We start from the raw sequence: 18,588 nt of genomic DNA on the forward strand, positions 1-18,588 counted from the left end.
ACCGGTTACCGCCGCCTCACCATCCGCTACGAACGCAGATCCGACCTCTTCCTCGCCTTCACCACCCTCGCCGCAGCACTCATCTGCTTCAAACGACTCCGCAGCCACACCACATAGGACACGGTCTTAAGCACAGGTACGTGCTGTGTCGATGATGAGGAACGCGGGGAGGAACACCTATGCGGCATGGGTTGCGCGGGCTGTGGCTGGGACTGGGCGCCTATGTGCTGTGGGGGCTGTTTCCCTTGTACTGGCCGCTGCTGAAGCCCGCGGGTGCGGTCGAACTCCTGGCGCATCGCACGGTGTGGTCGATGTTCGCCGTCGTCGGGCTGCTGGCGGTAGGGCGGCAGTGGGCCTGGATTTCCGAAGTGGCGAGTGCGCGTGCGGTGTTGTGCAGGAGCGTGCTTGCTGCCGTGACTCTCCTGTTCAACTGGGGTCTGTACATCTACAGCGTCAACACCGGCCGCGTGGTCGAGGCCGCCCTCGGCTATTTCATCGCTCCGCTGGTGCTGATCGCCGTCGGTGTCCTGAAGTTCGGCGAGCGTCTGGGCCCTGTCCAGTGGACGGCTGTGGCGTTGGGTGCCGGTGCGGTTCTGGTCCTGTCGTCTGCCTACGGGCACGTGCCGGTCACCGCACTTGCGCTTGCCGGGTCGTGGGCGGTCTACGGGTATTTGAAGAAGACCGTGGACCTGCCCGCGGTGCAGTCCCTGGCCGTCGAGACCGCGGCGATGCTCGTTCCGGCGGCCGGGTATCTGGCGTGGCTCGCCTGGCGCGGCGAGGGCAGTTTCGACGTGGCCGCGCCCGGACGCTCGCTGATGTTGGCGACCACCGGCCTGGCGGTCGTTCCTCTCCTGCTCTTCGCCGCGGCCGCGCGTACCGCCAAAATGAGCACCTTGGGGGCGTTGCAGTACGTCGAGCCCACACTGCAATTCGGCATCGGGGTCCTGATCCGGCACGAGACGATGCCTGTCGGCCGGTGGACCGGATTCGTCCTGGTCTGGGCAGCACTGCTGCTGCTCGCGTTCGACGCCCGAACATCGCCCAGCACCATGTGAATTCCAACCCCGGAGGATGCTTCGCCATAACGAGCTCGTGCATGGTTGGCGGTGGGCGTCGCACTTTGATCGGCGATCATGGTCGCGTGGTGGGGGACTTGGCGCGTGCAGCGATCGTGAGAGACCGCAGAATCACCGGCCTGTCGGCCGAGGTGATCTCTGATCTCGTAGCTGAGGTAGGTCCGTTATGGCACGCGCGGCATCAGGCGCGCCTGGTTTCGCGGCCGCGGAGGCGCGCCGTGGGTGCCGGTGCGAAGCACCGGATGGTGTTCGTCGACCGGCTGCTGGCCACCTTGGTCCATCTCCGTCACGGAACCACCCACGACGTGCTGGCCTGCTGGTTCGGCGTGGACCGCTCCACCATCACCCCGGTCATCAGCGAGGTTCGGCCCCTGCTCGCCGAGCGAGGATGCACCGTCAGCCCCGGCGTCCGGTTGAAGACCCTCGCCGAAGTCGTCGACGACCTCGGAGCGACCGGGAAGACCGGCACCGCCGACGGCACCGAGACCCGGGTGCGGCGGCCCGTCGTCGACCGCAGGAATCGTAACCGGTTCATCTCCGGCAAGAGCAAGCAGAACGCGGTCAAGGCCATGGTCCTCACGGACCAGGCCGACCGCGTGCTGTTCTGCAGCCCGACCACACCGGGAAGATGCGCGGACATCACCCACGCCCGCCGGTTAGCGATCGCCCGGCTCCTCGCAGACGGCCCGCCGGTCGAGATCCTGGCCGATGCCGGCTACCAGGAACTCAGGGCCCAGACGGGCGGACGTGTGGCGACACTGCCACATCGCAAGGTCAAGAAGAACGCCCCGACTGATACGAGGAGATCCACGAACACCGGCGGAAGGCGCGCTCCTCGCGCCGGATCCCGGTCGAGCACGGCATCGCGCACCTGAAGAACTGGCGCTCACTCGCCCGGCACCTCGGCCGCCGCTGAACACCTGAGCGACATGATCCGAGCCGTCGCGGGTCTGCTCTCACATCAGCAAACCGCAGACTTCTCGTCGGCACCGCGGATGTGAGCACCGAGCCCCCGTCACAGCCTTCGACGCCCCACCGCCAACCATGCACGAGCTCGCTGGAGGCGTCCTTGTCGCGGAGTCGCATCAGCACCGGATGTAGACCGTAGTATCGCCACGGACCTGCACGTCACGAAGTATCGGCCCCGCGTGTGCGGGGATTGTTCGGGCTGATCCGGAACGCTGTCATCTCTCTGAAGTCGGCCCCGTGTGTGCGGGTTTTGCTCGTCACCCTGCGCTGTTTGGTCTACGGCGAATCCATTGGCCCCGTGTGCGCGGGGTTGCCCGCAGGTCTACAACGGCACTGTTGAGTCGCGGTAGTTCGCCTGGCTGGTCGATGGTTGGTGGCCATGTGTGGTCGAGGCTGTGTGATCGTCTTTGTGCTGCTCCGCGCCTTTGGGGTGTCGGGGCGGACGGTGGCGCGGTTGTCCGACTGCGGCTGCGGGAGGGGGAATAGTGAAGTCGTGAGGGCTTCGGGCAGCTCGCAGCCGGGCTCACGGCCGGTTCAGCAATCATCCGTTCGGCGCGGCGGACTACGGCCCGTCATCGACACTGTGGTTCCGCATGCGCTGCACTAGCCTGACGGAGTGGAGGCGAACTCGGTCGGACCTGACCTCAGACAGGCATTAGATCGTGGGCGGGAACACACTTGATGCCGCTGCGGATGCCGCGTTGGGAAACTTCGGCCCTGTATCCACAGGGATCGCTCGGAGCCGCCGTGCTAGGGCCTGTTCTGAGTTCGGATCTCAATCGGGCTGTTCTGGTCTCGGCGGTTGGAGGAATGCGGTAGACCGGAGGGCATGACTCGGGGTGATCTGTCCGATGCCGAATGGGAGTTGGTCGAGCCGCACCTGCCGTTGGGGGTGTCAGGACCGATCCCTGACCTGCGGAGCTACTTCGACGCGACGATGTGGCGATTCAGGACCAACAGCCCCTGGCGGGATGTCCCGGAGCGCTACGGTTCCTGGTCGACGATCTACGACCGGTTTCGGATGTGGGCGCGGGACGGGATCTTCCAGGGCCTGATGGACGCGATGATCGCGGAGGCGGCATCCCGTGGCGATGTGGACCTGGGCCTGGTCAGCGTCGACTCGACCACCGCACGCGCGCACCACGACGCTGCGGGGATGGCCGTAGATTCCGCCCTCCTGGACGACCTGGCCAAGGCCGTCACGGAGGAAAAGGGGCTTCGCGAACGGCGCGGGACATGGACGCAGCCCAGGACTGCGACCCGCCGGCCGACCCCGGGCGGGAGCGGCGGCGGGCGGAACGCCGACGGCGCAAAGCCCGGCTGAAGGCAGCCGGCCTGGGCCGGTCCCGCGGCGGACTCACCAGCAAGGTCCACCTCGCCGCCGACCGGCGGTGCCGCCCGCTCGCCATCGTGCTGACCCCCGGACACGCCGCCGACAGCCCGCAGTTCATACCCGTCATGGACAAGATCAGAGTCCGCGGACCCGTCGGCCGCCCGCGCACCCGACCGCACGCGGCGGCCGGGGACAAGGCGTACTCCTCCCGCGCCAACCGCGCCTACCTGCGCCGACGCGGCATCAAAGCGGTCATCCCGGAGAAGGCCGACCAGTCCGCCAACCGCAAACGCAAAGGCCGACACGGCGGCCGCCCGGTGACCCACGACCCCGAGCTCTACAAACAGCGCAACACCGCCGAACGCTGCATCAACCGCATGAAGGACTGGCGCGGCATCGCCTTCCGCACCGACAAGACCCCCGACAGCTACCTCGCCGGACTCCACCTACGCGGCGCCATCCTCTGGCTCCGCAGCCTGCCAGCACCCCCATGATCCCAACTCAGAACAGGCCCTAGTTGCGGCCGGAGCGGCGTTCGGCCTTGTACTCACGGGGAACGCTCGTCCTGCCTGGTCATCGTGCCGATGTCCACAAGGTCGGCCCCACCCCGTGTGCGCGGGGATTGTCCGCTCCGGGGTTCTTCCCCGCGGTTCGCAGCAGTGTCGGCCCTGTGTTTGTGGGGAATGCTCGCGGGCAGCCCCGCCCATCTCGACGTTTTTTGCGTCGGCCCCGCGTGCGCGGGGATTGCTTGGCGAGCCCGGGTACGTCGAGTTCCTCGAAGGCGTTGGCCTCGCGTTTGCGGGGATTGCTCGCCGAACTAGGTTGATCTGAACCACGCCCTGGGGTCAGTCGCGCCCACGTGGGGTTTGTTCGATTCCGGACGGCATGGGAGCGCCCACGAATCCGTCGGCCCGTGTGCGCGGGGAATGCTCGGGTCGGCCTCGGCGGCGTTTGCCGCATGTCGGTCCGGCATGTCTGGGACGACGGTTCCTGGCTGGCCTTCGTACTGATGTGTCATCAGACCGACTGCCAACCATGCACGAGCCGGTCAGTGTGGATCTGCCCAGACCGCCTCCGGAAGCAGCTCCCTTGCACCCGCTGGTTCGACGACGACCGGGCCGCCGAGCATCGCTGTCTCGCCGCCAGGACGACGCAGCATGACGTGCACAGCGAGTACCGCGCCGCTGCGGACGGTGCGACCGGTTCCGGGAATGAGCCTGGGGTATTCCGGGGTGTCACAGCCCAGGCCATGGCCGAAGTCGTACTCCTTGAAGCGCAGTAGCCCGTGCTGTGACAAAACGGCGTCGCCGGCTTTGACGACATCGTCGACACCGGTCCCAGGCGTAAGGCTTTCCAGAATTGCCGCGCGTGCGCTGCGGCACAAACCCACGGCATCCGTGACCGTCTCCTGTGCCGGCATCGGGGGCAGAGTGGTGTTGACATGCATGAAACAGCCGAACGCATACAAGCTCACCTCCAACCCGACCACCTGTCCGGCTTCGAGCCTCTGCCCAGTGGCTTCGGTGACGAAGCTGCCATTGCCGAAGCCGACGAGGCACAGACAGCGATGTGCGCCGGCGGCTCGGGCAGCGGCCTCTACGCGTGCGGCGACGACATAGTCGGTCTCTCCCGGACTGGCGGTGGCGGCGCGCAGCGCGAGGTCACCGATTCGGGCGGCTGCGGTGAGAGCAGTCACTTCCTCTGGGGTCTTCACTTCACGTGCCTCGGCGGCCCATGAGGCGAGGTCCACGTGCCGCACGCCGCGAGCAGCCAGTTGCTGGAACAGTTCCGGCGTGGCCTCGTCCACGACCAGATCGCGGCACAGAAGACCGATGCTGCTCGCACGTTCGGGAAGCAGGTCTACAGGCGAGTCAATGGCGACCGTGCGGAGTCCGGCCTGACGGGCGCGATCGACTTCGAAGGGGAAGGTGACGCCCAGCACCGTCTCTCCTTCTGTTGGCACCCACAGAGCGGCACTGTGGGAAATGAAGCCGGGCGTGTAGCCGCTGAGCCAGGTCACTGCGGATCGGCGCCGGGAATACACGAGGGCACCATCGATGCCGAGATCACGGGCGTGGGCGCGGAGTTGTTCTCGTCGTACTGCGGCGGCGCGCAGCTCAATCGGGATGGTGGTCACTCGTGCACCCTCCTTGGTGCGACACGGCAGAGTCCTCGGGTAGATGGCGTGGCCGTTGGGGCGAGGCGGTCGTACGCGAGCCGCCGCCGGATCACCCGATTCACGGTCCGCCGCCGGCTGAAGGAAGCCGGAACGCACCGTTCAACCAGCGCAACCAGCGGTGTCAATGGCCGTGAAGAGTTGGTCCGTCAGTCTGGGTGCCGATGTTGCGCCACCAGCGGGGCTTGAGGGCGGCGCCGAAGGCCGCGCCCGCCAGTGAGACCGCGGTCAGTGCGATGAAGATCCAGAACACTGTGCGATACGGACCTTCAGGCAGTGGCACGAAGCTGAAGTACATCGCGAGCACCATGGTCGCCGTGCCGATGACGCCGGCGCCCAGCAGCAACCCGGTCAGGGACCGGTTGCGGCCGGCGTGGAGCAACGTCAGTGCGATCACCATCAGGTACACCCCGATGAAGAAGTATCCGCCCAGCGTGCCCAAGTACGCGTACGCCTCGATCGGCGGGGTCGGCATACACGCGAAGATGAGAACGGTCACCAGCGTGCTTGCCGTGATCAGCAGCACCGCGAACCAGGGTTCACCGTGTCTTGCGGTGACCCGGCTGAAGATACGAGGCAGCACACGGTCTCGGCTCAGTGTGTAGAGGACCCGGGCTCCGGTGTTCGTCACGGCGAGCATGCAGGAGAAGAAGCTGACCGCGACGCACAAGTCGATGATCCAACTGGCCCAGCCGATGTCGGCGTTGTTGGCGATGTCGTTCAGCGGCGCCGCCGAGGTGGCGAGTTTGTCGGCGGGCAGCAGCAACACCTCGACGTAGCCGCTGATGACATACAAGACACCAACCATCAGGATGGTTCCGTTCACCGCGCGGGGGATGTCCCGGTTCGGGTTGCGCGCTTCCTTGCCCAGAGTCGCGGAGTTTTCGAAGCCGGACATAACGTACATGGCGAATGCCACGGACAGGAACATCCCATGCATCGTGACGCCGTGGAGACCCAGTTGCGCGTGATCGACGAACGGTCCGTGGTAGCGCAGCAACGCGATGCCCAGCAAGATCACGATAAGCGCGACCGAAACGCCTTCCAGTATCAGCAGGGCCCGCGAGGCGATTCGCACGTCCCGCGATGCGAAGAACAGTCCGACGGCCATGATGGCCAGGTAGCACGTGATATGCAGCGTACGGTTGTCGGGCGCGCCGATCTTGACCACGAAGGCGCTGAGGTAGATGCCCGCTCCGAATACCAATGCGGGCAAGGCGATCAACATCGACAGCAATTGCGGGGCGCCCTGCAGGTACCCGCCGGTGTTCCCGCCGATCGCGGCGCCCATGCCGTACACGCCGCCACTGGTGGTGAAGCGCCGCGCCATCCAGCTGACGCAGTAGCCCACTCCGAGTATGCCGACGGTAATCAGGACGAAGGTCAGCCAGCTTCCATTGCCCGCGTTGGTGGCCACTCCGGCGACACTGAGCGCCAGCCCGGCGCTGGGCGCCACACTCGCGATCGAGGTGGCGTACATGCTCCACCAAGGCAGAACGTTCTGGTGCAAAACGGCCGCGGGCAGCTCGTCCTCGGCGATCGTTGCGGACGACGTCTCACGTGGCGCTGTCTCTGGTGTTTCCACGGTTCCTCCATGGCAGGCGGAGTCTGGTCACCCGTCCGACCGGTTCCATGCCGGGAACGTTCACATCCCGCCGGTACCGCGTTTTTCTGGTCGACAGGTTGCCCCGGACCGTAGGCGGCGGATGACCCCACCACCAGAAGGCCGCAGCCACTTTCCGGCTATTCCGGAAAGTTCGCCACACAACAAATGGCTTCTCTCGCGACCAACGCGTAGGTCATCACGCCTGCGACCGAGGCCAGGGCCATCAAGGCGTGTCCAGTCGGACGCGGGATGTGACAACGGAACTCGACGGCCGATCGCCACACGACAGACAATTTTCCGGCATACCCGGAATCCATCCGCGGATATCTGGAACTGGCCGTGCCGTGTGCCTACCGTGTTGACGGCCGTTCCAGGAAGGGGTTGCCAATGATCAGCCGCTCCAACCCGACCGGGGTCGCCGCTCCGATCGGGAAATACCACCACATCACCACGGTCCCCGCGTGCACAGACATCGTGTTCATCTCGGGTCAGGTCGGCAATCACCTCGACCGACGGCCGGTCGACCCGAGCGCGGAGGCCCAGGCGCGTCAGGCGTTTGCCAACCTCGGCACGATCCTGGATGAGATCGGCGCGGTACCGGCGGACATCGTCAAGCTGGTGACCTTCGCCGTAGGAACGGACAGCCTGGCCGGCTTCCGCGTCGCGCGCGACGAGGTCTTCGCCGCGTGGTATCCCGACGGCGCGGTGCCCGCGCATTCGCTTGCGGTGGTCACGGCGCTTGCCGCGCCGGAGCTGCTCCTCGAGATCGAGGCCGTCGTCGCGGTGTCACGCTCGTGATGGACTCCGCCGAAACCTCCGACCCGCGAGAGCTGCGCACGCTCACCAGGGGTCTGGCCGTCTTGGACGAGATCGTGAACGCCGAGGGGCGCGCGACCGCCAAGTCGATTGCGCACAAGCTCGGGCTCAGCCAGAGCACGTGCTACCAGATGCTCAAGACCTTGGAGCTGACCGGTCACGTCGTGCACACCCCGGCGGGCTTCTATGAGGTCGGTCCGAGCATCTCGGCGATGTTCCGCCGCCTGCGGATGTCCCTGACCCCCGATCCCCGGGTCTCACGCGCCCTTCACGCGCTGAGGGACGAGACTGGCGACACCGCCTACGCCTGCGTACTACGAGGCAACAGCATCCTCCTGCAGGAGATCGCCGAGGGACGCAACACACTTGTCGTGCGGATGCTTCAGCCGGGCACCCGCGACCACGTACACGCCCGTGCTTCGTGCCGCGCCATCCTGTCGCAACTGTCGGATCTTGAACGCAAGCAGATCCTGCCGACCCGGTCGTTGCCAAAACTCACGAAGTACACCGTCACCCAGCGCGCAGAGCTGCGAAAAATACTCAACGCCGCGTTCGTCAACGGGTACGCAACCGAGCGCCAGGAGTTCGAAGAAGGCGTCTGCTGCGTGTCCGCACCCTTCTTTGACTTGGCCGGCACGGTAGCGGGGTCCCTCACCGTCGCGATGCCCGAGGCCCGCTTGGACGCCAACGAGGCGAGCATCGCCCGCAAGGTCATGTTCCATGCTTCCGAGGCCAGTCATCCCGCAGCCCGACCGGAGCTGCGGCTGTGACCGGCCCGATGGCCCCGGACCAGTTCCGGGCTCTCTTCCCCGCCCTGTCCGGCCGAGTCTGGCTCGACACGCCGGCAAGCCCACCCGGTGCGCTGCCGGTCACCAACGCCCTGACCGAGGCGATCAACGCGTGGCAGGCCGGACAACTGGACGCATCGGGGTGGGAGAGTGCGGCCCCGGCGACCAGAATCGGATTCGCCCGGTACCTCGGTGTACCCGAAGCCGATGTCGCACTGATGGGTTCGGTCGCCGAGGCCGCGGCCACGGTCGCGGCGTCGCTTCCCCCTGCCAGGCGAACAATCGTCGTCGGGGACGACGAATTTCGCAGCAACCTCTTTCCCTGGCTCGCGCTGCGGGACAAGGGATACCGGATTCTCGAGGTGCCCACCGCGCCCCATGGCCGTACCGAGTCCCTCCTGGCGGCCATCGACGGCACCACCGCGCTGGTCGCCGTCAGCCATGTCCTGTCGATCGACGGTGAGAGGATCGACCTCGCGCGTGTTCGATCCGCCACCGACGCTGTAGGTGCACGGCTGTTCGTGGACGCCACACAGTCCCTCGGCGTACTTCGCCCGGATCTGGGCACGGTACGCCCGGACTACCTCGCCGTACACGGCTACAAATGGATGCTCTGCCCACGCGGAGCCGCCTGGCTCGTCACCCCGCACCACGACGAGCTACAGCCCTTGCTGCCCAGCTGGAAATCGACCGCCGACGGCGCATATTTCGGAGGCCGGCTCCACCCGGCTGCGGGGGCGGCGCGCTGCGATACGTCACCGGCGTGGCTTTCCTGGGTCGGCGCTGCGGCAGCAGTGCGGCTCGTGTCGAGCCTTCCTGCCGAGACTGTCGAACAGCACTGCCTGGCGCTGGCCGACTCATTCCGACAAGGCGCCGAAGCCGCGGGAGCGTCCTCGGTCGGCACCGGCCAACCAAGCCACATCGTGACGGTGCAGGTATCGGACCCGAGCGGACTGAGCGACCGCCTCCGGTCGCACCGCGTGCAGGCACTGGTCAACCGAGATCGTCTCCGGGTCGGCTTCCACTTCTTCAACAACGACGACGATGTCGCCGTGGCGCTCCGCGCCCTGGCGGGCTGACAGGCCGTCAGGCAACGAAAGGGTTCCCATGCACGAGAGCGATCTCAACCAGTACTTGAACGAACTGACTTCCATGTGGCGGATCAGGCACTTCGAGGAACATGTCGCACAACTGCGTGCGGACAACCTCATCGCCGGGTCGGTGCACCTGTGCAACGGTCAGGAAGCCATCTACGTCGGCACCTGCGCCGCACTCGACCTACGCCGTGACGCCGTGTTCCCGACCTACCGCGGACACGGGTGGGCGATCGCATGCGGAACACCGCTGGATGCCCTCTTCGCCGAACTGCTTGGCCGCGCCGGCGGTGTGAACGGTGGGCGCGGGGGCTCCGCCTATCTCTCCGCCCCCGACCACGGCCTGTACGGCGAGAACTCGATCGTCGGCGCGGGCGCTCCGATCGCGGCAGGTGCGGCACTGGCGGCCACGTTCGACGGCTCCGGCAGGATCACGGTGGCGGCCTTCGGCGAAGGCGCGATGAACCAGGGCAGCGTGCACGAGGCACTGAATTTCGCGGCCGTTTACCAACTGCCGGTGCTCTTCATCGTCGAGAACAACAGGTACTCCGAACTCACCCCGATCGCGAGCATGGTTCGTTCGGACCGTCTGTACTCCCGCGCCTCCGGCTACGGCATGCGCGGCGTCCGAATCGACGGCAACGACATCGACACCGTCCGGGAGACCGCCATACAGGCCGCAGCGCACACCCGCAGCGGCGGCGGTCCGGTACTCATCGAAGCGATGACACAACGGCTCGTCGGTCACTATTTCGGCGATGCACAGCTCTACCGCCCTGATGGTGAAGTCGAACAAGCACGCGAGGACGAGCCGATCGCACGGCTGACCCGACTGCTGGCAGCGCGCGGAGTGGCCCAAGCCGAACTTGATGCCATCCGCGACGCGGCCCACCAGGAAGTCGCCGAAGCCGCAAAGCGCGCGCTGGCCGCGCCGCTCGCCGACCCGAGCACCATCGAGGAGCACATGTATGCCTGACACAGCCACCATTGCCGAACCGACCACGCTGTCCTACGCCATGGCGGTCAACGCCGCACTGCGCCGTGCCCTGGCCGAACGCGGCGACACCATACTCTTCGGCGAGGACGTAGCCCTGCCCGGTGGAGTGCACGGAGTCACCCGGAGGCTGCGCACGGAGTTCGGCGAGCGCGTATTCGACACCCCGATCTCCGAGTCGGCGATTCTCGGGGGCGCGATCGGAGCAGCGTTGATGGGCCGTCGGCCCATCGTCGAGATCATGTGGGCGGATTTCACGTTCGTCGCCTTCGACCAGCTCATCAACCAGGCAGCCAATGTCCGCTACGTATCTCAGGGCCGGCTCCACGCCCCCCTCACCGTACGGACCCAGCAAGGTGCCACCCCTGGTTCCTGCGCACAGCACTCACAGAGCGTCGAGGCGCTCTTCGCGCACATCCCCGGGCTGCGGGTCTGCCTGCCCGCAACCCCCCAGGATGCCTACGACCTCACCCTCGCCGCGATCGGCTGCGACGACCCGGTGATCGTCATCGAGAGTCGTGCGCTCTACCACTCCATGAAGGGTCCCGTGACCTTCGGCACGGAATGGCCGACGATCGGCGGCGCCCGCACCGCGCGACCGGGTACCGACATCACCGTGGTCACCTGGGGAGCCACACTGCACACCGCGCTGGCCGCCGCCGAGGCGTTGCACGAGGAGGGCCTCGAGGCCGAGGTCGTCGACCTGCGCTGGCTCAACCCGCTCGACGACCGCACAGTCCTGGAAAGCGTTGCACGCACCGGTCGCCTTGCCGTTGTCCACGACGCCAACCTCACCGGAGGGTTCGGCGCCGAGATCACCAGCCGCGTGGCCGAGAACGGGATTCCCCTGCTCGCGCCTCCGGTACGCGTCGGCACCAACGATCTGCGTATCCCTGCCGCGCCGAGCTTGCAGGGGGCAGCGATCCCCAATGCCGCAACGGTGGCGGAACGACTCATGAAGGCCTGCACCGCAGGATCGCTCTCGTGACCGACGGACCCGTTGCGCTCGTCACCGGGGGCGGCAACGGAATTGGGCTCGCCTGCGTCCGGAGGCTGGCCGACGACGGGTACCGCGTCGTCGTCGCCGATGTCGCGGAGGACGCGGGCAGGCAGGCAGAGGCAGAGATCCCTCGAACGCAATTCATACGATGCGACGTCACCAACTCAAAGGACCTTCGGCGGGTCGCGGCAAAGGCCGTCGAGCTCGGTGACGGCCGACTGCATGCTCTGGTCAACAACGCCGGCCGCACCTCCCGCACCACATTCGCCGAATGCGACGAACAAGCCTGGCGGGAGCTGCACGCAGTGAACCTGGACAGCGTGCATGCCTTGACCAGAGCATGCCTGCCGGCGCTGCGCGCCGCCCGCGGCGCGGTGGTCAGCCTTGCCTCCGCCGCCGGGCTGATCGGTACCGAAGGCCTCGCCGCGTACAGCTCGACCAAGGCCGCGATCATCGCACTTACCCGTTCGCTGGCCCTGGAACATGGCGACACGGTGCGTTTCAACGCGGTCTGCCCCGGCGACATCGAGACCGCAATGATGAACCGGATCCTGGCCGATGCACATCTGCGGAACGCCATGCTCGAACGCATCCCAGCTGGTCGGTTCGGACAGCCTGAGGAGGTCGCGAACGTGATCGTCTGGCTGCTCAGCGATCAAGCGAGCTACGTCAACGGCGTCGCCCTCCCTGTGGACGGGGGCCTTACCGCCGGGCTCCGTGACGTCAAACTCTCATCAGCACTGGACCGAAACCCTTGACGACGTCGTGCATGGTTGGCGGTGAGCCGTCGAGCTGCGGACTGCGCATCGGCGCCGCAGCCGTGAGTAAGCGATCTCGAAGAGTGTGGGCGAAGAACGACTCCGCAACGGCGTTGCCCCAGGCGTCGACCTTGCGGGTGGCGATGCCGATGGCAGTGGCCGGGAACCGCCAGCCCTTGTCGGTGGGCAGGGTAGGTGACGTCACCGCATCACTGCGTCGCAGGCGTCGGGCCACGCGAAGTCGCGCCCCACCGGGTCCGGCCAGTGTGCCGCGTGCGGATCGAACGGTGGTGCGGTGCCCTCGTCGGCGGCGCCCGACCCGGGTACCGCCGCGGACCGAGACAGCCAGCGCGTTCTACTGCTCGTCGTCTCCCGGTCGCGGAACCAAGTCGGCGACGAGACGCTCGACTCGCGCCCGAATGGCGTCCCGGATGGCGTGCACGCCGTCCAGGTCCTTGCCGGTGATGTCTTCCGACAACCAGTCGTCGTGCCTCTGGACAGGCAGCACTAGGCAGGCCTGCGCACTGCTGGTGGTGCCCACCACGTCGCTTTCCCCGATGGTCTCGCCGGTCAGCTGCTCGGGAGTCTTCCCGGAAAGGCCGATGCCGACCCCCGCCATCGCCTGCACCACCAGAGGGTTGATCCGCTCACCCGGCTCCGGCCCGCAGAGCGCACCCGCACCCGTTCGCCGGCCAACTCGGCCAGGAAGGCGGCGGCGATTTGCGACCGCCCGGCGTCGTGAGCACATACGAACAGCACGCTCCGCTTCGCGGAGTGCCGCGGAGACCGACACGCGCGGGTGCGGTACACCCCTGCCGTCGCCCCGTTCGGACCGGGCCCGGTTGGCCGTCACCGTGGCAACCAGACCTCCGGATAGCGCGGTAACCGGCTGCACCTCGCGGGTGGCCCGCTTGTCGTAGGCACCGTGGGCGTCGAGAACGGTGCTGATTTCGTCCTCGAATCAGAAGCGGATCACTTGCGTCAGCGCAGTGACGCTCTCGCCCAGCTCCCTGGCCGCGTACTCGATCGTCGATGGAAGGGACGGGACCTTCGACGGTCTTGAAATGCTGACTTCCAACGACCATGCGCCGACACCGGAATCGGGCCGGCGCAGGTACTCGTTCGCAGCCGGGCGAAGAGGGTCAATCCGGTGGAACTGGCCTGCCGGTCTGGCGTCTTCCCGCCGGACCAGATCGGCAGTGCCAACGTCGCCGGGGACCCTCTATTGCTCGCTCGCCGGCCGGCATTTTCGCGGGTGCTGATAGCGTACGCGGCTGAACGATCGAACCGGGCGAGGAACCAGGGGCAGATCTCGGGTGGGAGAAAACGAACTTCCCCATGCATTACGGGATTTCCCGGCAACCCCCATCGAAGTGTCATCACCCCGTGTGGGGGACATCTGCGAGCAATACGGGCTTGGACTGCGCGACACTCTCGCCGTGCACGACGCCCACCGGTTGGTCTCGGGCAGAGTCGCCCCGCTCATCACCTGGGTCGCGGCAAGCATCCTCCAAGATCTGCGTACGGAAGTCGCGCAGGACCCCTCGGTGAAGGTCGCGTTCATGGCCAGGGACGGGCACGTGCTTGCCGCTGCCATACGCGGCCTCGACCCTGAACTCTTCGACCGTCACTGCACCGAGATCCGGATGTCCCGGAACGTCATGGAGGCGCTCTGGCAGGACTCTCCCGGCGGGTATCTGCCCCTGGACGAGAAGACTTTCCGCACCTACAAGGGCAGGGTCTCCGCCGAAGCAGCGGCAGGAGCCATCCATCACACCCGCGACTACCTGCGCAGGTGCGGACTGCCGGTCGACACCCCGGGCACCCGGGTGGTCCTCGTCGACGACGGTCTCCGCGGCGGCGGAGGTGAGGTGCTTCACCATGTCTTCGGCTGGGACACCTTCAGCCACCTCACGGTCGCCGCAGTGCCCCCCAAGCACCCTCGTCCCGACCGGGTCAAAGGGCACCTGTTCCACCTCGGGCCCGACGAATGGCAAGGCGGCACCGTCGAGTACCTCCCTGACGACCCAGCGCGCACCCTCTTGTGCGACCAGGCGCTGCACGTATGGGAGACGTTCATCTCTGGGCCGCAGAACACCGTTGACCACATCGGCCCGGACGGGCCGGTCTCCGGCGAGTTGCCGCTCTGGCCAGGTACACGCGTCCCGAAGCAATGGGCCAACACGACGGCTTTGCAGGCGATGCGCGCATCGGTCTTGCTCGCCGCCTACGCCCACGCCTCTGCCTACCGCGGTGTTCCCCCCGACCAGGTCATGCGCGAGCAACGCGAAGGCCGTGACCGCTTCGTCTCCGACCTGCGCCGCATCGTCCGGGGCGACCGGTCGCTGGACGGGACGTACACAGCCATGCTGTGGACCACAGCCGACCGCGCGACTGCTCCTACGCAGTCCCAGCACCGGACGATGACCGCTATCGCGAACTCGTTCACCGGCCTAACCGCCCAGCTGCCCGCCTCCGTCCGGTCAGAACGCCGGATCCCGAGCGTCACCTCACCCATGGCCGCGTTTCGCGACCCCGGTGCCACGTGCGTTACGTGTCCGGAACCCCCAACCACGCGCGCCCCGGAAAGCAGACGGGGGAAGGGCCTCGAACTCCGCCAGTGAAGGACCGACGACCCGCGTGCTGGCGGACCAACGTCCCGATCCTGCCGCCCGCGGGGGCGGAGACCAACCTCCGCTCCTTGATCCGCAGGGGCACCGATCCGGAGGAGCTGCAACCCTGCACCTCGGCCGTTGATGTGGCAGGCGGTGCGCCGCCGCCTTGGGCGTCACGGTGGAGTTCCCGGACACCCTTGCTGCGGTCGACAAGCTCGCCCACGAGGCCGACTTCCGCATCCTGGGCACGAATGACCTCACCTGCTGGATCGCTGGGACTGAGATCAATGGGCAGCCGGGGGTGTCGTCCACGACAGGGACGGCAAGGTCCTCGGCACGATCGTGCTGGACGTCCACGACGGTCGGATTCACATGGTCCGCGGCGTCCTCAACAACGACAAACTCGGACACTTGGGTCTGATCGGGGATGCTAGGGGGATCAGCATCGAGACCGACAAAGCGTCGGAGTTGGACCCACCGTCGGCCCCAGCGGACGATTGAGGGGGCATCCGTGGGCGGCTCAGCCGGAAGCCCAGCAAAACGGTGACAAAGGCCGCTGCCCGGCATGGGAACAACCGGGCACGCACCCGCGGGCGCCTTCTCTGAACCGACTGCAAGATCACTACGCGTCCCGGCCGGGCCGGTACGGGCGCACATGGTTGATCTGCTTGATCCGCCGGGTATCAGGCGGACTTCACCGACTATCCGCAGTGCACGTAGGCAAAGCTCGGGACAGGAGGGGTACTTCCGCGCGTCTCATCTCTCTTTGACCAGTCTCCGAGAGACCCGGGACGGCTCATCATCATGTGGGCAGATCCCACACACGTATGACGCCGTCGTGGCCAGCGCTGAGCGCGACATCGCGGTCATGCAGCACTGCGGTCTTTACGGCCAGCACGTGGCCGTCGTGGTCGACCAGTGGGCCGCCGACCGCGACGCCTTCGGCCAGGTTCCAGACGCGTACGGTCGTGTCCTCGGATCCGGTCACCGCGAGGGGCCGGCCGCCGACCACGGCGGTGTCCATCGCTGTGATCCGGCCGTCGTGGCCGTGGATCGGGGCATACCGCGGCTCGATCGCGTCGTCCTCGTGTTCGCGGTCCTCGGCCGTGTCGGGCACTTCCCAGACCCACAGTTGCCCGGGATCGGCGGCCGCGACCACAACGGGGCGATCGTCGACGCGGCACAGTGAGACGGCCCACGTCGACTCGGTCGTCTTGAACACTTGCTCGTGGCCGGGCTGGACGAGATCCCAGACCAGTGCGCTCGATCCTTCGGCTCCGGCGACCAGCGAGCGGCCGTTGATCTCGGCGGTGGCGAGGCTCCAGACGTGCACGTACTCCGAAAGGAGCGTCCAGGAGTCGAAGGGGTCCTCCCACAACAGGACAACATCGGAGTTCTGTCCCGAAGACACGAACCGCGCTGGCCCTGGACCCCGCACGGCGGCGACGGCCCCAAGATAGTCGCCCCCGCCAAAGGTCGCGCGGCGAAGCAACTCACCGGTTTCCAAATCCCAGAAGGCGACGGGCTGTTCGTCGTGACCAGCGGCCAGCACCACCCGCCCGCGGGCAACGGTTACTGCCACCTGGTCGATCCGGTTTTCGACATCGGGGTTGTTGTGGATGATGGCTTCGTCGTATCCGAACGGCAGCGGCCGTTGCCGCCAGACATCCCGCAACGGATCCCATGTCCACACGCCGTTGCGCGCATCCGCGCAGACGACCAGGGGATCGCCGTCTGTCGCTACCACCGCGAGGTCTTTGATTTGCGTCGAGGACGGTACCTTGCTGGCCAACAGGAGCGGCTTGTCGGGCATGCAGCGGAATCTATCCGATGCGCGGCTTCATCGAGGCCCGGTGCAGGGGGCTACCGCCGCACATCGACGGCCGACCAGAACCCCGAACATCAGGATGTCGAGGTGGGGCCTTCCGTGTGAGCCGGTCAGGGCATGGTTCTCGGGCTGCTCGTGCGTTCTTCCGCCTCTGGTGCGCTACCGGCTGTCGTGGCGGGGCCGAGGCAGCGGTGAGGGCGTGGGCGATCGCGCGTTGGAGGGCGCACTGGTGGTCGAACTTCACGATCCAGCGCGCGCTGCCGCTGCTGTGCGACGGCGGCCGCGTCGTGACCATCTCGTCTGTCGCAGCCCGGATGGCCAACCCGGCCCAAACCTGCTTCGCCATGACGAAGGGGGCCGTGGAGGCGATGAGCAGGACCTTGGCCAATGAACTCGGCGTCCGGGGGATTAGCGTCAACGCGGTTGCGCCCGGCGCCACTCTGGCGGCGGCCAATGCCGACCCGAGCCTGGCCGAACTCATCGCCCCGCCCCGCCCCGCGCCCGACCTGGTCGGTCGGAGCCCGAGTTGCGTCCTCACGGCCAAAAGAGATCTATTGTGCCAACGCGCGCACTACGAGCCGCCTTCGCAGCGGCCGTTGACGGGCATGAATCAGTCGTTCGGATCCGCCCACAGTTCGCGCCGCAGTTCCTGCCAGCTCTCCCGGTCCGGAGCCAGGAGCAACCCACCATCCACAATGCCTGGACCATACGGAGTACCGTCGAACCTTGCGGCGTACCCGCCTGCTTCGCGATGCACGAGGACGCCCGCGAGGTGATCCCAAGGCATGAGCTTGTTGTACAGAGCGAAGTGACCGAAACCAGAGGCAAGCAACCGGTATTCGTGAGCGGCACACCGGTAGTTGAGCGGAGCCAGGGCCTTGGCATGGTTCATTGCTATTCGCGACCGAAGCGGTTCATCCACATACTCCCAAGACACGCCTCCGATCATGTGCGAGAGCGGTTTTGGGGAGGCGACCTGGAGCTTCTTCTGCGGCCCGTCGCTTCCCCGGAGGAAGCTCCCGGAGCCACGCACTCCGATGATCCACTCCTGGCCGATCGGGTTGTAGATCAGTCCTGCGATCGTCTGACCTCGCACCACCACGGCGAGGATGACACCGAACAGCGGCAGGCCTGAAGCGAAGTTGGCGGTGCCGTCCAACGGGTCGATAACGAAAGCCAGGTCGGCTTCCGGAAGGTCCCGGAGCCCGCTCGTGTCCTCTTCGTGTAACTCCTCGCCCACGATCAGAGCCGTCGGAAACATCGCCCGCAGCCTCTGCCGGATAAGGCGCTCGGCGCATTCGTCCGCTGCGGTCACCACGTCGGCGACCGACGACTTGAGCCGAACATCGTCCGGCGAGACGTTCCTGAAACGCGGCATGATCTCCAGCGTCGCCGCCTCGCTGAGGAGCTCGGCGAGCCGGTCGATATCCCGGTCCGTGACTGAAAGCGCGATCGCGAACTCCATGTTGTGGGGCGGGCACAGCACCAGGCCACGACCTCGTCAGAAGCTGTCTCGCGGGGCCAGACAAGTTGAT

16 protein-coding genes and 3 pseudogenes are annotated in these 18,588 nt (G+C 66.8%); 13 read left to right on the forward strand and 6 right to left on the reverse strand.

Annotated elements, in window-relative coordinates:
* From ABEA93_RS39015 to ABEA93_RS39030, 4 genes and pseudogenes are all read left to right on the forward strand, one after another.
* Nucleotides 1–117: pseudogene (locus tag ABEA93_RS39015) on the forward strand (IS5/IS1182 family transposase); the annotation flags it as partial.
* A 62-nt stretch (nucleotides 118–179) separates the two neighbouring features.
* A complete protein-coding gene (gene rarD / locus ABEA93_RS39020) occupies nucleotides 180–1,055 on the forward strand; it encodes an EamA family transporter RarD (RefSeq protein WP_345680734.1) in 876 nt (291 codons plus the stop codon).
* Nucleotides 1,056–1,141: 86 nt separating this feature from the next.
* Nucleotides 1,142–1,951 (forward strand): transposase family protein, encoded by an 810-nt coding sequence (locus ABEA93_RS39025; protein WP_345680736.1) that lies wholly within the window; start codon nucleotides 1,142–1,144, stop codon nucleotides 1,949–1,951.
* A 923-nt stretch (nucleotides 1,952–2,874) separates the two neighbouring features.
* Nucleotides 2,875–3,872 (forward strand): annotated as a pseudogene (locus ABEA93_RS39030) (IS5 family transposase).
* A gap of 554 nt (nucleotides 3,873–4,426) precedes the next feature.
* On the opposite strand, the gene ABEA93_RS39035 reads toward ABEA93_RS39030, so the two are convergent.
* Together ABEA93_RS39035 and ABEA93_RS39040 are read right to left on the reverse strand one after the other, a co-directional pair.
* Nucleotides 4,427–5,515, reverse strand: a complete 1,089-nt coding sequence (locus ABEA93_RS39035) for a M24 family metallopeptidase (protein ID WP_345680737.1) — start codon at nucleotides 5,513–5,515, stop codon at nucleotides 4,427–4,429.
* A 163-nt stretch (nucleotides 5,516–5,678) separates the two neighbouring features.
* On the reverse strand, nucleotides 5,679–7,139 hold the full coding sequence (locus ABEA93_RS39040; RefSeq protein ID WP_345680738.1) for an APC family permease: 1,461 nt from the start codon (nucleotides 7,137–7,139) through the stop codon (nucleotides 5,679–5,681).
* Nucleotides 7,140–7,547: 408 nt separating this feature from the next.
* On the opposite strand from ABEA93_RS39040, the gene ABEA93_RS39045 reads away from it, so the two are divergent.
* The 6 genes from ABEA93_RS39045 to ABEA93_RS39070 are packed head-to-tail and all read left to right on the forward strand — an operon-like array spanning nucleotide 7,548 to nucleotide 12,610.
* Nucleotides 7,548–7,958: a RidA family protein gene (locus tag ABEA93_RS39045; RefSeq protein WP_345680739.1), complete on the forward strand. Its 411-nt coding sequence runs from the start codon at nucleotides 7,548–7,550 to the stop codon at nucleotides 7,956–7,958.
* Nucleotides 7,958–8,746, forward strand: a complete 789-nt coding sequence (locus ABEA93_RS39050; protein WP_345680769.1) for an IclR family transcriptional regulator — start codon at nucleotides 7,958–7,960, stop codon at nucleotides 8,744–8,746. Before ABEA93_RS39045 ends, ABEA93_RS39050 begins: the two co-directional genes overlap by 1 nt.
* The gene (locus ABEA93_RS39055; protein WP_345680740.1) at nucleotides 8,743–9,843 is read left to right on the forward strand and encodes an aminotransferase class V-fold PLP-dependent enzyme; all 1,101 of its coding nucleotides are present in this window, start codon (nucleotides 8,743–8,745) and stop codon (nucleotides 9,841–9,843) included. The genes ABEA93_RS39050 and ABEA93_RS39055 overlap by 4 nt, the downstream gene beginning before the upstream one ends.
* A 28-nt stretch (nucleotides 9,844–9,871) precedes the next feature.
* Nucleotides 9,872–10,834, forward strand: a complete 963-nt coding sequence (locus ABEA93_RS39060; protein WP_345680741.1) for a thiamine pyrophosphate-dependent dehydrogenase E1 component subunit alpha — start codon at nucleotides 9,872–9,874, stop codon at nucleotides 10,832–10,834.
* Nucleotides 10,827–11,840, forward strand: a complete 1,014-nt coding sequence (locus tag ABEA93_RS39065) for an alpha-ketoacid dehydrogenase subunit beta (protein WP_345680742.1) — start codon at nucleotides 10,827–10,829, stop codon at nucleotides 11,838–11,840. The genes ABEA93_RS39060 and ABEA93_RS39065 overlap by 8 nt, the downstream gene beginning before the upstream one ends.
* Complete coding sequence (locus ABEA93_RS39070; protein ID WP_345680743.1) at nucleotides 11,837–12,610, forward strand: SDR family NAD(P)-dependent oxidoreductase; 774 nt, start codon at nucleotides 11,837–11,839, stop codon at nucleotides 12,608–12,610. Before ABEA93_RS39065 ends, ABEA93_RS39070 begins: the two co-directional genes overlap by 4 nt.
* On the opposite strand, the gene ABEA93_RS39075 is transcribed toward ABEA93_RS39070, so the two are convergent.
* Together ABEA93_RS39075 and ABEA93_RS39080 are read right to left on the reverse strand one after the other, a co-directional pair.
* Nucleotides 12,576–12,845, reverse strand: a complete 270-nt coding sequence (locus ABEA93_RS39075; RefSeq protein WP_345680744.1) for a hypothetical protein — start codon at nucleotides 12,843–12,845, stop codon at nucleotides 12,576–12,578. The genes ABEA93_RS39070 and ABEA93_RS39075 overlap by 35 nt on opposite strands.
* A 120-nt stretch (nucleotides 12,846–12,965) precedes the next feature.
* Nucleotides 12,966–13,241, reverse strand: a complete 276-nt coding sequence (locus tag ABEA93_RS39080; RefSeq protein ID WP_345680745.1) for an arsenate reductase ArsC — start codon at nucleotides 13,239–13,241, stop codon at nucleotides 12,966–12,968.
* Between the two features lie 808 nt (nucleotides 13,242–14,049).
* Here ABEA93_RS39080 and ABEA93_RS39085 point away from each other — a divergent pair.
* Nucleotides 14,050–15,234, forward strand: coding sequence for a hypothetical protein (locus ABEA93_RS39085; protein WP_345680746.1), 1,185 nt, complete (start codon nucleotides 14,050–14,052; stop codon nucleotides 15,232–15,234).
* Nucleotides 15,235–15,391: 157 nt separating this feature from the next.
* Entirely contained in the window at nucleotides 15,392–15,646 is a 255-nt protein-coding gene (locus tag ABEA93_RS42260) for a putative PEP-binding protein (RefSeq protein WP_425585259.1), read from the forward strand.
* 381 nt (nucleotides 15,647–16,027) lie between these two features.
* On the opposite strand, the gene ABEA93_RS39090 is transcribed toward ABEA93_RS42260, so the two are convergent.
* Nucleotides 16,028–17,038, reverse strand: coding sequence for a WD40 repeat domain-containing protein (locus ABEA93_RS39090; RefSeq protein WP_345680747.1), 1,011 nt, complete (start codon nucleotides 17,036–17,038; stop codon nucleotides 16,028–16,030).
* A gap of 254 nt (nucleotides 17,039–17,292) precedes the next feature.
* Here ABEA93_RS39090 and ABEA93_RS39095 point away from each other — a divergent pair.
* A pseudogene (locus ABEA93_RS39095) lies at nucleotides 17,293–17,535 on the forward strand (SDR family oxidoreductase); the annotation flags it as partial.
* A gap of 128 nt (nucleotides 17,536–17,663) precedes the next feature.
* Here ABEA93_RS39095 and ABEA93_RS39100 read toward each other — a convergent pair.
* Entirely contained in the window at nucleotides 17,664–18,518 is an 855-nt protein-coding gene (locus ABEA93_RS39100) for an inositol monophosphatase family protein (RefSeq protein WP_345680748.1), read from the reverse strand.
* Nucleotides 18,519–18,588: the final 70 nt, after the last annotated feature.

Source organism: Yinghuangia aomiensis (genome assembly GCF_039542225.1).
Taxonomy (GTDB): Bacteria; Actinomycetota; Actinomycetes; order Streptomycetales; family Streptomycetaceae; genus Yinghuangia; species Yinghuangia aomiensis.